This window comes from Pedobacter panaciterrae, from assembly GCF_013204795.1.
Taxonomy (GTDB): Bacteria; Bacteroidota; Bacteroidia; order Sphingobacteriales; family Sphingobacteriaceae; genus Pedobacter; species Pedobacter panaciterrae.
Window position 1 is genome coordinate 535,863 of sequence record NZ_JABMKW010000020.1, and the last position, 14,221, is coordinate 550,083.

The following is a 14,221-nucleotide window of genomic DNA, read 5'->3' on the forward strand; positions in this document are numbered from 1 at the left end:
CAGGTTATGAAAATGAAAGCATATATATATTCATTGTTGTTTATCCTTGCAGCAGGGATTGCAGGATGTAAGAAAGATAATTACACCGCACCAAAATCATTACTTACAGGTAGGGTGGTGTATGAAGGTCAGGCCATTGGCGTCAGATCAAATGGCGTACAGCTGGAATTATGGCAACACGGCTATGATTTCTTTACAAAAATTCCAGTTTATGTTGCACAAGATGGTACTTTTTCTGCCTTACTTTTTGATGGCAATTATAAACTAACCAGATTAAGAGGAGTAGGGCCATGGATTAACAATACGGATTCAATTGACGTTAAAGTAAGCGGCAATACAATTGTTGATGTTCCTGTAACGCCTTATACATTTGTTAAAACCGTTTCATATCAGAGAGCTGGTACAACGGTAACAGCTACAGTAAATTTACAAACTGTAAACACTACGAATTTGCTCGAATCGGTCAAATTATATGTCTTCAAAACAGCCCTTATTGATGATGCTAATCAAAGTGCTGTTACTACAATTGCTGCTTCGGCTATTCCAAATATTAATCAGCCACTTACAATGAATATTGTGATTCCGGCTTCATTATCAATTGCTGATGCGGTATATGTTCGGGTAGGTGTAAAAACAGCAGGAGTTGGGGAACTTGCCTATTCAATGGCAGAAAAAATCCAGCTTAAATAATTATAATTAGTAAAAAGTAGCGTCCTAATACGTCGCTACTTTTTACTTCAACTTTATGTTATGACAATGTCTTGTGATGACTTCCCTTTTGTACTAATTTCTTATAATCTTCCAGAAGTGAAATGTATTTTTCCATCCAGTAATAAACAGAATCTGAGTGATTTAACGAAGATTCATCTTTGTAAACAGAGAACCCACCCAAATCCATATAGTCACTTTGAAAATCGGCTGAAAAATCATGATTAATGGCTTTTCCTATCTCGATGATTACATCGGTATGCAACTTTCGTTGTTTAAACCAGTTATATAGCGTCCTTCTATTAACGTGCATACGTCTGGAAAGGTCACTAATGTTTACATTTTGTCTCCGTACTGCGAGTTCAATAATTTCTCCTGCATTATGTTCCATAACATCGTTTTTAGATAAGTCAGACTAAACGCTAGGGACGTTTTAATGGAAGGAGCCTAAATGTTTTGGGAAACGGGTTGAGATAGTTAGAGCGGCAATATAAAAGAATTAGGCATCTTTGAATCAAAAGTATCGAATGAACAGACACGCAGGCAACCTGTTGATTGTCAAAAACTCCCTTTTGATGTTCAAATTTCCACAACAGTAATTAGGATTATTTGTTTTATGTGGACAATCTAAACATTCCTATCTCAAAGTTGTTAACCAGAAAGTTAAAGATTAAAATACATGCATTATGAAATCTATTTGGAAAGGCGCTATTGGGTTTGGCTTGGTTAATATCCCTGTTAAGCTATACTCGGCCGTACAGAACAGCAATCTTGATTTCGATATGCTGGATGAAAGAGATCATGCCAGGATAAAATATAAACGAGTTAATGAAAATACCGGTAAAGAAGTTCCTTATGAAAAAATAGTAAAGGGGTATCAGCTTGATGAAAAATATATTGTACTTAATGACAAAGATTTTGAGGAGGCTAGTCCGGAAAAGACCAAGGTCGTTGAGCTGGAGCGTTTTGTTGATATCAGTGAAATCAATCCCATTTATTACGAAACCTCATACTATACACAGCCTGAAAACCAGGGAAAAAAAGCATATGCCTTACTTCTACGTGCACTTGTTAAATCAAAAAAGGTAGGAGTAGCCCGTTTCGTATTCAGAAATACGGAGAACCTATGCGTTATCCATCCCATGGATGAGGTACTGGTTATTACTAAAATCCGGTTCGAGGAAGAAATTAGAAGCACAACAGAAGTTAAGCTTAAGGGAGAAAAAACGATAAGCAGCAAAGAGTTGGAGATTGGTATGGCTTTAATAGCTCAATATAGTGGTGACTTTGACATCAGTTCATTTAAGGATGAACATCGGGTTGAACTTTTAGCTATTATAAAAGCAAAAGCTAAGGGAAAACAACCTATTATTAAGAAAATGCAGCCTAAAACAGCTAGTAGCGATGATCTTTACAGCCAATTAATGGAAAGCCTTACTAAGAAAAAAAGAGCCTAGTTAATAATAAGTTATGGAGGAAACTAAAAAAGTAATTAAGCAAAACGGACTGGTATACATTACTGATACCATGCCCGGAATTTATAGAAAAGGGAAGTCGGGTAAATTTTATTATGAAGATAAGGATGGCAACAGAATTACAGATGAAAATCAATTACAACGAATAAAATCACTTGTTTTACCTCCAGCCTGGACATCAGTTTGGATAAGTCCTAAATCTAATGGTTATTTGCAGGCTACGGGTATTGATGCAGCTAATAGGAAACAATATAGGTATCATAGTAAATGGACCAAAAGACGATCTGAACATAAGTATTTTAGGCTGCTGGAATTTGGCAAGGCATTGCCTGAAGCCAGGAAAAAGATTAAAAGAGATTTAAAACGTAAGCACCTCGATGAACAAAAAGTGCTTGCTATTTGTGTTGATCTATTACAAAAGACATTATTGAGAGTGGGTGGAAAAAGTTATATGCAGAAATATGGCAGTTTCGGTTTAAGTACCCTGAAAGATAAGCACGTTAAAATTAAAGGGAACTCATTACATTTAAGTTTTGTAGGCAAGAAAGGGGTAAGGCATACAATGGCTTTAACAGACCGACATTTATCAAGGCTTGTAAAAAAGTGCAGAGATATCCCCGGACAGGAACTTTTTCAATTTTATACTGACGATGGGATGCGTAGAAGTATTGAGTCGGGCCAAATCAATCAATACATTAAAGAAATTACTGGCAATGATTTTACTGCCAAGGATTTTAGGACCTGGGGCGGAACTTTGGAAGCGTTGAGGCAGTTTGCAACTTGTCTGAAAACTCAGGAGGGTTGTTCTAAAGCGAAAACTGAAATACAAGTTTTAGATTCTGTTGCTAAAAAATTGGGAAACACCAGAGCTGTTTGCAAAAGTTCATATGTATATCCTTTACTTCTGGAAGCACATAAAAATGATGCACTTCATAAGTGGTTAAAGCGGGTAAGCATATTAGCTAATCCAACAAATAAGCTATTGGAAAAGGATGAGAAAGTTTTATTGTCTTTCCTTAAATATTCAAAAGAACAGAATTAGCTGAAATAAGCAAAACATCAGGCAACCATTTACAAATAGTTGCGTATTAGATAGTGAAGCGATGATGACAGGACAAATTCCAAACGCTCATCAAACTTATCGCCCTCTGCTGTACTGTCAATCGGAGTAATTAATTAATCATTTAAATTACTTACTATGAAAACTTATTCTGTAAAATTCTTTTCTGCCATACTTGCTATGGCAGCCATCCTGCTGGTTCTTTATTCAGGGTGTAAAAAGAAAAGCAACGGACCTGATGTTACCTACAGAACTTATACAGCTATGGTCCAGTTAAATGGCTCTAATGAAGTTCCGGTAGTTACAACAACTGGAACAGGCACGGCAAACATCACTTATAATGAACAGTCCAAAACGATTGCTTATACCATTACATGGCAGCTTGGATCTGCTGCTGCAACAACGACAGGAATGCACTTTCACGGTGCAGAAAATGGATCAAACTTAACCAGTTCACCAATTGTAATTGAAATACCTGGCTTTACCACTGCCAGCTCAGGTACTCTTACAGGAACTACCAGAGTATTGAACGCTGCAGAGATCAGTCAGCTTTTATCAGGAAAATGGTATGTTAATATCCATAGTTCAGATTTTACAAGTGGCGAGATAAGAGGCAACATTGTTCTGGTTGCCGCAAGTACGGGCAATGGAGGAAACAATGGCGGTGGAGGTGGATACTAAAAAAAGAAACTGCCCGGAGCATAATCAGGGCAGTTTCTTTTTTAAAATTGAAGAACTTTCCCTAATTCATATCAGGCATCTATCCCATCAGACAGCTGCCCTGAATATGTTCCTTAAGATATTGCACTGTTACGATAGCATGTTATGGGTTGAATCCTTTCTAACCAACCGTTTATAATCCTCAAGTAAGGCTATGTATTTTTCCATCCAATAATAGACGGAATCAGGATGTTCAGAATTAGAGTCCTTTTTAAAAGACCTTAGATCCTCATTATGATTTAATTGTTTTAATTCTCCTTCAAAATCACTTGAAAAGTCATAATTGATAGCCTTACCTATTTCTAAAATTACATCTGTATGCAATTTCTTTTGTCTAAACCAATTATACAAGGTCCTTCTGTTTACATTTAAGCGCTTGGATAATTCGCTAATATTCACATTTTGTCGTCGAACAGCTAGTTCAACGATTTCTCCTGCGTTATGTTCCATAACTTTAGTCGTTTTAGATAATATTTGGTTGAACGTTAGGGACGTTTCAATATAATAGCATATGGTATTTTAAGGGTTAATAAAATCGAAGAATTAGAATTAATCGGAGCAGCGTCATGAAATTTTAGGCATCTTCTAATCAAAGATATTTAACAAAAAGAAATATATAGACCTGCTAGTAGTCAAAAAAACACTTTTAGTGTTCATGTAATCCTTATAAATGATTATAAATAACTATTTCATCACCAATTAAATATGATCAATTTTATTATATGAGTTAATTATTATCTCTACCATCAAAAATATATCCCTAATATACTATGCTATGGAAAATGTACTAAAAAGCAACTGGTATATCGTTTATACCTTTCCAAATCTCGAAAAGAAAATCTATAACGAACTTACCAAAAAGAAGATAAAAGCTTATTTGCCTTTACAAAATGTAATAAGGCAATGGAGCGATCGTAAAAAAGAAATAAAAGTGCCTATGTTTCCAAATTATGTTTTTATTAATTCAACAGAAAGGGAGCGCTTCAAACTATTAAAAATAGGAGGGGTATTAAAATTTATAACTTTTGAAGGTAAACCGGCAATGGTATCTGAGGATGAAATATCCAACATAATGAAGTTCGAAACAATGGTTTTTGAAATAGAGTCCAATCTTGTTAGTGGTGATGAAGTGATTATTGTTGACGGGCCTTTCACCGGCTTACAGGGGAAATTATTTTTTAAAAGGGGTAAGGAGCGTCTTGGCGTTCACTTAAGTTCCATAAACCAATCACTTTCAATTGAAGTTTGTTCAACTAGTTTAAGGAAGGTGATCAATAAAAATAGTTATAACTAACTATTGATGTTGGTTCACAAAGGGACTAGCTTTATGAGTATATAAATTAAATGATTTTCAGAATTTACTTAATTTATTATCAGGGTGTTATTGTGACAAACCTCTAGCGAAGCTTTACAATTTACACTGGTTAGCCTGCAAAACTTCTTTAATATGCTTCCTCTGGTTTCTTGTGTAATGCCAACCTTTAACAGGAGATATTTTATTCCGCACGCTATTAAATATTTCCACAGGCAAGAGTACCAAAATAAAGAGCTAATTATAATTGATGACGGTTCTGATTGTATCCGGGACTTGGTTCCAGAGGTTGATAATATAAAATACATAAGACTTGATCATCAAATATCTTTGGGTGCAAAACTTAATATAGCTTGTAAGCATGCCTCGGGGAGCATAATAGTTAATTGGGACGATGATGATTGGTATGCTAACTATCGGATAAAATATCAGGTAGAGGAGTTGAAAGAGCGTAATGCTGATATTTGTGGGATAAATAATTTACTTTATTACGACCTGCTAAAAAAAGAAGCCTTTCAATATAGATATCCTCCAGATCAGCGTAAATGGTTGCTGGGAAGTTCGCTTTGTTATCAGCGATCTTACTGGGAAAAAAATCAGTATAAAGATATAAATGTAGGTGTTGATGGCTTATTTGTTTGGGCTGCCTCACCCGAAAAAGTAACCGCACTTACAGATTCAAAGATGTCTGTCCACATGATACATGATCAGAACATTAGCCTGAAAAAAACTTCAGGCGATTGGTGGCACCCATACCCGGTAATGGATATAGAGCGGATAATGAACTTTGATTTAAAATATTATCCTAAACATGCTCAAACTGCTTCAGATAAATGGAATTCAAAGAATGTTAGAAAACAGTTAAAGAATGTTTATGCTTGCCTGGTGCATGAAAGCTTAGATTGTGTAATTGATATGGTTCGCAATCTACATTTTCAAGACCCTTCCTCAAGTATCGTTATTTTTAACAGTAACGCCGATCTTAAATTAAACTCCTGCTCATTTCCTTTTGAAGAATTTGGAGCTGTAGTAAACCCCACTGTTATACCGGTAGCACATGGCTACCTGCACAATTTTGCGCTTGAATGTATGCAATTTGCACTCGATAATTTTTCTTTTGACATTTTAACTATTGTAGATTCCGATCAATTAAGTCTACAGCCAGCATATTCTACTTTCATGTGGGATTTCTTTTCGCAAAAAAGCAATATCGGACTTTTATCTAACCGACCTGAGCATATAACTGTAAACAATACTGACGTTTTTACCTCCATTCAGGCATTTAAAGAATATGATTTATGGAAACCACTGCTTAAAACTTTTAAAGATGGTGAAAGCAAATTTGTTCACTGGTCTTTTTGGCCCTCAACTGTATTCACTTACGATGCCGTAAAGGATCTGGTTAAGCTCTTCAAAACGAACAATATTCTTCAAAATATAATGAAGCATACAAAAATATGGGCGACAGAAGAGATCATATTGCCAACTATGGTGAGTTTGCTTGGCTATGATATTGAATTGAATCCCTGCTGCCATGACTTTGTTAAATACAAAAAAGCATATACAACACAAGAATTAGACTGTGCTTTTAATGATCCCAATGCGTTTTGGGTACATCCAATAAATCGTAATTACGACGATACGCTTAGGAAATATACCCGTAGGCATTTAAATAACTACATACAAAAACCCGAAGAAACACATAAAGAAGACGATAAACAGTCATTGTTTTTACCTGTCCAAGTTTTAAATGAAATTAAACAAATTGATGGGTGGTTAAGTGAAGGAGAAGCCGAATTGTTAATTGCTTTTGGACTAAAAGCATGCACTCAATTCCCAAATGGACATTTAGTTGAAGTTGGCAGCTATCACGGCAAAGCAACAATTCTGCTTGGAAAGCTGGCTAAGTCGGTATCAGATGGGATAAAAGTTTATTCAATTGATCCGCACAATGGAATATTAGGTTCTACAGATCAGGGATTGCAACAGTTTGAACCATCTTTAGCTCATTTCAAAAAAAATATTGAAAGAGCCAATTTATCTGAAACAGTGATGTCAATAGTTGATGAATCCAAAAATGTAAAATGGAACCACCCAATATCATTATTGTTATTAGATGGCTTACATGATTATTTAAATATTTCTAATGACTTCAGACAGTTTGCATCCTGGATAGAAATTGGAGGTTACCTCGCGTTCCATGACTTTGCTGATTACTTCCCCGACGTAATTGCATTTGCAAATGAACTTATTTCAAAAAAGAATTATCAGAAAATCCAGCTAACAGATTCCCTACTGGTTTTAAAGAAATTGAATTAAAGCATTACAGCAAAGATGGCTAATCTTAAAAAGAAAAACTTACCAGTATGGCTATATTGGGAAGGCGACCTTCCCGACTGGATTCGGGCATGCCAGAAAACAGTATTTGCACATGTAGAAAATGTACAACTGCTAACCCCTGAACGCTTTAATGAATTGCGGGATTCTGACCTCGACATCAAACTTAATGATTTATATGTAGCTCATCGGGCAGATTTTATACGGGCATTTTTGCTTAAAAAATTTGGTGGGCTATGGATTGATTCTGATTGTGTTGTTATCAAATCAATCCAGCCCTTGATGGATATTTTGAATATGTATGAGTTTATGGGGTACCGGGAACGTTCTGGAGAGGTTACAAATAATTTTATGGGAGCATCATTGAACAGTAATATCGCCTCTGGTTATTATAATCGTGTTTGCCAAATTTTACGGTCCGGACAACCAATAGAGTGGCTAACAATTGGCTCACAAGCCTTAACAGCAACCTTAAATGAGGGCAAAACCTCATGGTATGAATTAAAGGTTGAACAGATCCAGCCTATTTGCTGGAGCAATCCGGCGGCATTTTTTCAAAAGGCTAGTGATGACGTGCATCAACAAATGCTCAATCCAAATTCCTATTGTTATATGGTTTCTGCTAACATGGTTAGGGGTTATTTAGAGGAAAATCAATACCCGAATATTCTTGATGAGGATACTTTTTTTAGCTACTTATTAAGAACGTCAGACACCAATAAAAAGACCAAATCAACCTTTGCTTAATAGATAAATGATGAATGATCTTTTAAATATTGTTTACAGGAAAGATACTGATGATGATCGTTGGGTTATTCCTGAAGTTATTAACCAGGACATGTACTGTATTAAAAGCCGATTTGCGCACATTGAACCTTTAACTCAAAGTTATGTGATTGATTGTGGTGCTCATATTGGTGCATTTTCGATAATGTGTGCCAGGCATCTAAAAAACGTTGATGTGATTTCCTTTGAACCAAACCCCGATAGCTTCTGGTATTTAAATGAAAACGCTAAAAGGTTTGGAAAAATAAAGGCATTGAACAAGGCAGTTTCAGTAACCAACGGGACATTAAATCTTTATTCACCAGATCAAAGTGATTGGAGTGGGCGATGGACGTCGATACCAAATTCCAATGACTTTTTATCTGTTGAATCTGTTGGGTTATTTTCTTTCATCAACGAACTTGACAGGGACGTTTTCATACTGAAGTTAGATATTGAAGGTTACGAAGAATTTCTAATTGAGGCATCAAAAGAAGAGGATCTAAGAAAGATACATACGATTATTATTGAAACACATACAGATAATTTTAATCATCAGAAGTTAAAAGACTACGGGTATAATTTACTATTTAATCCGGATATCTCTGCCGCAAGGCAGTTTGTTTATTCAAAGAATTAAGATTACACTTTATTTAAACACATGTTACGCACAGCACTTGAATTTTTATCAGATGAGCTCAACGCTTATCTTAAACGCAAGGACGCCACAAACTTCGGAAATGAAGATATTGTAATGATCTCTTCACTGATGACTCCTGATGGAACATTTGCTGTTGTATCAGACGGCGGTGAGGTATCTAAAATAATTTTAACGCTGGTAAACCTGGAGGAAGATCGCGTTTCTGATGCTCAATACAACTATCGGAAAACAGATGACAAGATTCAAATAATTAATCCCCCGGTTAACCTGAATGTATTTGTTATTTTTTCTGTCTTTGCTAATAACTACTCTACCGCATTAAGACTACTATCTTACGTAATTTCATTCTTTCAAGGCAATCAGGTCTTTGATAGCGATAAGTATCCTGGGATCAATGCAAAAGTCGATAACAACAAACCATGGCAAAAGGTGGGTCGTTTGCTGGTCAATTTACATCCCATCACTTTTGAACAACAAAATAACCTTTGGGCAGCACTTGGTGCAAAGTACATGCCTAACGTAATTTATAAAATCCGAACCATGAGTTTCATTGATCTTGAACCTAAAATGGAAGCACCTCCAATTACAGAAGTTACCATTAGCGACAATTAAGTTAACCTCCAATCTTTTTGTAATGATAAAAATAAAATATAAAGCACTTTTTTCAGTGGAGTTTCCCCATACATTTTACAGTTCGGGTAAATGTCCTGATATAGCTTTGCAGCCATCTGAAGACTGTACCGTTCTTATGAAATCACTGGGATTACGTTTTCTGCCAAGTGATTTCGGCGGAAAATTATATGCAAAAGTGAATAGTCTGGATGTAATTAGAAATCCTTTAACAGAGGGAACAAAATTTACTTTTCTACTCAAGCTGAAAAACAGTTTCTTTGAAAACATCACCGATCTAAATACCAGTAAGCCAGCTAGCAGCCGTTATTATTTCAATAACCTGAGTTCAAATCTATTAGCGGGCGAGCCACTGCTTGTTGCAAACAAAACCAAGAAAACCGTGTCTGAGGCAGATTTAATTCCCTTTGTAAGTAATGCCTTTTCTTTTGCACATAACAGTAACCTTGCAACTCAAACCGGAAAACTAGAATTTATAGACAGCGGAGAGAGTTTACAGCAGCTATTGGATAACTCCAATAACGTATATAATTTTTCTTTTGATCTTAATAAATCAACAGGAGGCCGGACGCGCTTTTTAATTGAAGGAACCGAGAAGGCATCCTTTTATTCAATCAATCCCCATGAAATTTCTGATGTATTTGGAGTAATCGAAATTTTTTACAAAAGCAATTTGAGTTCAGCCTATCAATTTCAAAATAATGATCATTCGATCAGCACAAAAAATTATAAAATTCCGTTTACAAATCGCTCAACAAAATGGAGATATATCATTACCAAACAATTTAACTCGTCGATAACAACAATAAATGTAGCTAAAACGAATGGTTCATCTATAGATTTTACATTGCTGGGAAGCTCACCACCAGGGAAATTTATTTTTACGTCCAACAATGTATTACCACTTAAACAAGATCCAATTGCGGGGATTAAATTGACAGACAGTACAAATAAAGTGATTATAGCCAATTTACCAAATCCTCCTTTAAATCTCATAAGAACAGAAGGTTCTGATACTTTCTCAGATATTTTAATCACAATCTAATTAAAAACCTACCAACATGGCAGATGTATTTAAAACCCCCGGGGTCTATATACGTGAGATCCCAACGTTTCCACCTTCCGTAGCTGAAGTGGAAACTGCTATTCCTGCATTCATCGGTTATACTGAGAAAGCAACTTTTAACGGTAAAGATCTTACGCTGTTACCCCAGCGAATCAGTTCATTGCTAGAATATGAACAATTGTTTGGTCTGGCCCAGAAGGAAACAGCATTTACTGTAACCATTACAGACACTACCAATAGTGATTCTTCAGTTGCAAGAACAATCTCAATTGATAAGGCAGCCGCAACGAGTTCAAGGTTCAAACTATACTATGGGCTGCAGATGTATTTCGCCAATGGAGGAGGTCCGTGTTACATAGTGTCAGTCGGCCAATATCCTTCTTCAGCTCCTTCTGATACTGACATTGCATCACAAAAACTGCAAGATGGTTTAGCTGCAATAGCGAAAGTTGATGAGCCTACTTTACTGCTTTTCCCGGATGGGCCTTCTTTAGATTCATCAAGCTATTATTCACTGATTAATCAGGCACTAAATCAATGTTTTCTGCTTCAGGACAGATTTACCATTATTGATGTAATACAACAAAAGGGCACGCCTAACGACATTAACAGCTCAGCGGATGATTTTAGAAATGCTGCAACCCTGGGTAGCAACCTGGATTTGATAAAATATGGAGCTGCTTATTTCCCTTATCTGGAAACTATATTAAACTATCGATTTGAAGACAATGACGTAAACGTAATTTACAAAACGGTTGTTGGAGGAGTAACAACCACCCAAACTGTCGAAACTCCTGCTAGTGATCCGGGAAATATTAGTCTGGCAAGTATCCTAAATCCGCTGTCTACTTTAAAAGAATCAATAAAAACAGGTCTGAATCTTCAGAAACCTCCTGCAACCGTACCAACATCACCTGTTACCCCACCAGCAGTTACTGGCAATACGGAGCTATATAATGTTATCAAGCTCCAGCTTCAAAAAATAACGATTGTTATGCCACCTTCATCAGCAGTTGCAGGTATTTATGCTGCTGTTGATAGTTCAAGAGGTGTTTGGAAAGCACCTGCCAATGTCTCACTATCTTATGTAAATGCGGCATCGTTAAAAATTTCTCATCAGGATCAAATGTCATTAAATGTAGATCCAACTTCAGGTAAATCAATAAATGCGATAAGGTATTTTACGGGTAAGGGAGTGATGGTATGGGGAGCCAGGACACTGGCCGGAAATGACAATGAATGGCGTTATGTCCCAGTGCGTAGGTTCTTCATTTTTGCAGAAGAATCTATCAAAAAAGGAACCGAATGGGTTGTTTTTGAGCCAAACGACGCCAATACCTGGGTGAGGGTAAGGGCCATGATCGAAAACTTCCTGATTAAACAATGGAGGGCAGGAGCGCTTGCAGGTGCTAAACCGGAACACGCATTCTTTGTTAGGGTTGGTTTAGGTGTAACCATGACCGCGCTTGACATATTGGAGGGCAGAATGAATATTGAAATTGGCATGGCAGTAGTACGTCCGGCAGAGTTTATCATTCTCAAATTCTCTCATAAACTTCAGGAATCTTAATTAATCAGCTTTAAAAGCTCATCTAAAACAAAATAAAATGGCAACTTATCCACTACCAAAGTTTCATTTCCAGGTTGACTGGGGCGGAACCAAAATTGGCTTTACGGAAGTAAGCGGATTAAATATCGAAAACAAACTGATTGAATATCGTGACGGAGCATCGCCAGAATTCAGTAAAATTAAAATGCCCGGTATGAGGGAATTTAGCAACATCACACTAAAACGAGGGGTTTTTGCGGCAGATAATGAGTTCTATCAATGGTTAAATACCATAAGCCTTAATACTGTTGAAAGGCGGGATGTAGTTATAAAACTACTTAATGAAAATCATGAACCTGTAGTAACCTGGAAAATTAAGAACGCCTTTCCAATTAAAATACAAAGTACAGATCTAAAGGCTGACGGAAGTGAAGTTGCTATTGAACAACTTGACCTGGCCCATGAAGGACTTACTATACAAAATGGTGATTAACCTATAATATTATGAGTTTAATCAGTGGTATCATTGATGGATTAATCTATCCACCTGTTGGCTTTCATTTTCTTGTTGTATTTGAAATGTTCCCGCAAACGCCTCAGGATGTGCGTTTCCAAAGTGTAAGCGGATTAAGTGCAAGTATTACAACAGAAACTGTGGCCGAAGGCGGGGAGAACAGGTTTAAACACCAGTTTCCCGGCGTTCCTCAGTACAACAAACTGGTACTGAAACGCGGATTGTTTCTAGGGTCTTTTGTAAGTCACTGGTGTCGGGACAGTATCGAAAATTTTAATTTTCAGCCCAAAAACATCCTTGTGAGTTTATTGAACGACAGTCACATTCCGCTAAACGTATGGCATGTTTTTAATGCCTACCCAACTAAAATTGACGTCTCCGAATTCAATGCAGAGCAAAATACAATGGTAGTAGAAACATTAGAGTTAACCTACCAGTATTTTAAACCTATGGGGCTCGATGATTTGTTAATGGGGGCTGTAGGCGCCGTTGGGGGCGCAATAAGCGGAGGTGTCTCTGGATCTGTAAGTTTTTAGATTATGCCGATTATAATAAACGAAATCGAAATCGCTGTATCTGTGTCTGATGATGCTTCTTCTTCAGGGGCTCATCAGGGCAGCAATACTCCTTCAAAAGAAGACATCATTAAAGAATGCGTAGAGCAGGTTATGGAAATCCTTAAACAAAAAAATGAACGGTGACCATGGGAATTCTTGATGCCTTAAATCCCTTTAAGCCTGCTGATAAGCTTAAAATTGAGTCATGGGAGAAAATTGATCGGGCAGGAGACTCGGAGAAAACATTTTCTACTTTTATTAATCCTGATGAAATTACGCTTAATTACACTGTTTTATCAGAGCAGAATCCTGCAAGTGGAGCAACAGGTAATGCAGGGCCATTTCTTGGCACTACACCATTTGAAGTTACATTAAAGTTTTTTTTAGATGGTACAAATGCCACAGGAGTTCCATTGGATGTTAAGGATAAGATTATTGAATTTTATCAAACTACAGGGTATGATGGTAAAGGGCATAGGACTAGATTTCTTCGTATAAATTGGCCAGGTTTAATTTGGTACAGGGCCAACCAGTTTGCATTTGATTGTATCTTAAAAACAGCAAATATCCAATACAAACTATTTAATAACGGAGGCAAACCACTTCGGGCAATTATTACAGCAACTTTCATTGAAAAAAGAGCCAAGGAGCAAATTGAAGCCGAAGAAGATAAAAAATCCGCAGACCTTACCCATATCCGAATTGTAAAAGAGGGGGATACATTACCAGCAATGGTTCATAAAATTTACGGCAATTTTAAATATTATCTGGAAATAGCAAAGGTTAATAATTTGAAAAATTTCAGGGATTTGATACCCGGACAGAAATTGGTTTTTCCACCTTTTGATAAGAATGTAAAATCGTAAG

At 36.6% G+C, this 14,221-nt stretch carries 17 protein-coding genes; 15 read left to right on the top strand and 2 right to left on the bottom strand.

From position 1 onward, the window contains the following. Positions 1–12 precede the first annotated feature (12 nt). The gene (locus HQN86_RS21205; protein WP_216854479.1) at positions 13–690 is read left to right on the top strand and encodes a DUF3823 domain-containing protein; all 678 of its coding nucleotides are present in this window, start codon (positions 13–15) and stop codon (positions 688–690) included. A gap of 58 nt (positions 691–748) precedes the next feature. On the opposite strand, the gene HQN86_RS21210 is transcribed toward HQN86_RS21205, so the two are convergent. Beyond that, on the bottom strand, positions 749–1,099 hold the full coding sequence (locus HQN86_RS21210) for a helix-turn-helix transcriptional regulator (RefSeq protein WP_172662884.1): 351 nt from the start codon (positions 1,097–1,099) through the stop codon (positions 749–751). Positions 1,100–1,394: 295 nt separating this feature from the next. On the opposite strand from HQN86_RS21210, the gene ku reads away from it, so the two are divergent. The 3 genes from ku (at position 1,395) to HQN86_RS21225 (ending at position 3,924) form a co-directional block, all read left to right on the top strand. Further along, positions 1,395–2,165, top strand: a complete 771-nt coding sequence (gene ku, locus HQN86_RS21215; protein ID WP_172662885.1) for a non-homologous end joining protein Ku — start codon at positions 1,395–1,397, stop codon at positions 2,163–2,165. Positions 2,166–2,178: 13 nt separating this feature from the next. Continuing rightward, positions 2,179–3,225 carry a DNA topoisomerase IB gene (locus HQN86_RS21220; protein ID WP_172662886.1) on the top strand — a complete coding sequence of 349 codons (1,047 nt, stop codon included), beginning with the start codon at positions 2,179–2,181 and terminating at the stop codon, positions 3,223–3,225. A 156-nt stretch (positions 3,226–3,381) separates the two neighbouring features. Further along, a complete protein-coding gene (locus HQN86_RS21225; RefSeq protein ID WP_172662887.1) occupies positions 3,382–3,924 on the top strand; it encodes a CHRD domain-containing protein in 543 nt (180 codons plus the stop codon). 129 nt (positions 3,925–4,053) lie between these two features. Here HQN86_RS21225 and HQN86_RS21230 read toward each other — a convergent pair whose 3' ends face one another. Further along, the gene (locus HQN86_RS21230; RefSeq protein ID WP_172662888.1) at positions 4,054–4,413 is read right to left on the bottom strand and encodes a hypothetical protein; all 360 of its coding nucleotides are present in this window, start codon (positions 4,411–4,413) and stop codon (positions 4,054–4,056) included. Between the two features lie 325 nt (positions 4,414–4,738). Here HQN86_RS21230 and HQN86_RS21235 point away from each other — a divergent pair, with 325 nt between their 5' ends. The 11 genes from HQN86_RS21235 (at position 4,739) to HQN86_RS21285 (ending at position 14,220) form a co-directional block, all read left to right on the top strand. Next, positions 4,739–5,257, top strand: coding sequence for a UpxY family transcription antiterminator (locus HQN86_RS21235; protein ID WP_172662889.1), 519 nt, complete (start codon positions 4,739–4,741; stop codon positions 5,255–5,257). 153 nt (positions 5,258–5,410) lie between these two features. After that, complete coding sequence (locus HQN86_RS21240) at positions 5,411–7,594, top strand: glycosyltransferase (RefSeq protein ID WP_172662890.1); 2,184 nt, start codon at positions 5,411–5,413, stop codon at positions 7,592–7,594. Between the two features lie 15 nt (positions 7,595–7,609). Further along, a complete protein-coding gene (locus HQN86_RS21245) occupies positions 7,610–8,359 on the top strand; it encodes a capsular polysaccharide synthesis protein (protein WP_172662891.1) in 750 nt (249 codons plus the stop codon). A gap of 7 nt (positions 8,360–8,366) precedes the next feature. Continuing rightward, entirely contained in the window at positions 8,367–9,017 is a 651-nt protein-coding gene (locus tag HQN86_RS21250) for an FkbM family methyltransferase (protein WP_172662892.1), read from the top strand. A gap of 21 nt (positions 9,018–9,038) precedes the next feature. After that, positions 9,039–9,650, top strand: coding sequence for a DUF4255 domain-containing protein (locus HQN86_RS21255; RefSeq protein WP_172662893.1), 612 nt, complete (start codon positions 9,039–9,041; stop codon positions 9,648–9,650). A 22-nt stretch (positions 9,651–9,672) separates the two neighbouring features. After that, on the top strand, positions 9,673–10,713 hold the full coding sequence (locus tag HQN86_RS21260) for a hypothetical protein (protein ID WP_172662894.1): 1,041 nt from the start codon (positions 9,673–9,675) through the stop codon (positions 10,711–10,713). Between the two features lie 16 nt (positions 10,714–10,729). Further along, positions 10,730–12,304 (top strand): phage tail sheath family protein, encoded by a 1,575-nt coding sequence (locus tag HQN86_RS21265; protein ID WP_172662895.1) that lies wholly within the window; start codon positions 10,730–10,732, stop codon positions 12,302–12,304. A 37-nt stretch (positions 12,305–12,341) separates the two neighbouring features. After that, complete coding sequence (locus HQN86_RS21270) at positions 12,342–12,776, top strand: phage tail protein (RefSeq protein ID WP_048905512.1); 435 nt, start codon at positions 12,342–12,344, stop codon at positions 12,774–12,776. 11 nt (positions 12,777–12,787) lie between these two features. Beyond that, positions 12,788–13,333 (top strand): phage tail protein, encoded by a 546-nt coding sequence (locus HQN86_RS21275; RefSeq protein WP_172662896.1) that lies wholly within the window; start codon positions 12,788–12,790, stop codon positions 13,331–13,333. A 3-nt stretch (positions 13,334–13,336) separates the two neighbouring features. Then, positions 13,337–13,498, top strand: a complete 162-nt coding sequence (locus HQN86_RS21280) for a DUF5908 family protein (protein ID WP_172662897.1) — start codon at positions 13,337–13,339, stop codon at positions 13,496–13,498. A 2-nt stretch (positions 13,499–13,500) separates the two neighbouring features. Further along, entirely contained in the window at positions 13,501–14,220 is a 720-nt protein-coding gene (locus HQN86_RS21285) for a CIS tube protein (protein WP_172662898.1), read from the top strand. Position 14,221 lies beyond the last annotated feature (1 nt).

Bases quoted from the DNA above. Each gene is read 5' to 3' on its own strand.
- HQN86_RS21265 (WP_172662895.1), top strand. From the start codon at position 10,730: ATGGCAGATGTATTTAAAACCCCCGGGGTCTATATACGTGAGATCCCA.
- HQN86_RS21210 (WP_172662884.1), bottom strand. From the start codon at position 1,099: ATGGAACATAATGCAGGAGAAATTATTGAACTCGCAGTACGGAGACAA.
- HQN86_RS21225 (WP_172662887.1), top strand. From the start codon at position 3,382: ATGAAAACTTATTCTGTAAAATTCTTTTCTGCCATACTTGCTATGGCA.
- HQN86_RS21245 (WP_172662891.1), top strand. From the start codon at position 7,610: ATGGCTAATCTTAAAAAGAAAAACTTACCAGTATGGCTATATTGGGAA.
- HQN86_RS21275 (WP_172662896.1), top strand. From the start codon at position 12,788: ATGAGTTTAATCAGTGGTATCATTGATGGATTAATCTATCCACCTGTT.
- HQN86_RS21270 (WP_048905512.1), top strand. From the start codon at position 12,342: ATGGCAACTTATCCACTACCAAAGTTTCATTTCCAGGTTGACTGGGGC.
- HQN86_RS21260 (WP_172662894.1), top strand. From the start codon at position 9,673: ATGATAAAAATAAAATATAAAGCACTTTTTTCAGTGGAGTTTCCCCAT.
- HQN86_RS21255 (WP_172662893.1), top strand. From the start codon at position 9,039: ATGTTACGCACAGCACTTGAATTTTTATCAGATGAGCTCAACGCTTAT.
- HQN86_RS21220 (WP_172662886.1), top strand. From the start codon at position 2,179: ATGGAGGAAACTAAAAAAGTAATTAAGCAAAACGGACTGGTATACATT.
- HQN86_RS21250 (WP_172662892.1), top strand. From the start codon at position 8,367: ATGATGAATGATCTTTTAAATATTGTTTACAGGAAAGATACTGATGAT.
- HQN86_RS21205 (WP_216854479.1), top strand. From the start codon at position 13: ATGAAAGCATATATATATTCATTGTTGTTTATCCTTGCAGCAGGGATT.
- HQN86_RS21230 (WP_172662888.1), bottom strand. From the start codon at position 4,413: ATGGAACATAACGCAGGAGAAATCGTTGAACTAGCTGTTCGACGACAA.
- HQN86_RS21280 (WP_172662897.1), top strand. From the start codon at position 13,337: ATGCCGATTATAATAAACGAAATCGAAATCGCTGTATCTGTGTCTGAT.
- HQN86_RS21285 (WP_172662898.1), top strand. From the start codon at position 13,501: ATGGGAATTCTTGATGCCTTAAATCCCTTTAAGCCTGCTGATAAGCTT.
- HQN86_RS21240 (WP_172662890.1), top strand. From the start codon at position 5,411: ATGCTTCCTCTGGTTTCTTGTGTAATGCCAACCTTTAACAGGAGATAT.
- ku (WP_172662885.1), top strand. From the start codon at position 1,395: ATGAAATCTATTTGGAAAGGCGCTATTGGGTTTGGCTTGGTTAATATC.
- HQN86_RS21235 (WP_172662889.1), top strand. From the start codon at position 4,739: ATGGAAAATGTACTAAAAAGCAACTGGTATATCGTTTATACCTTTCCA.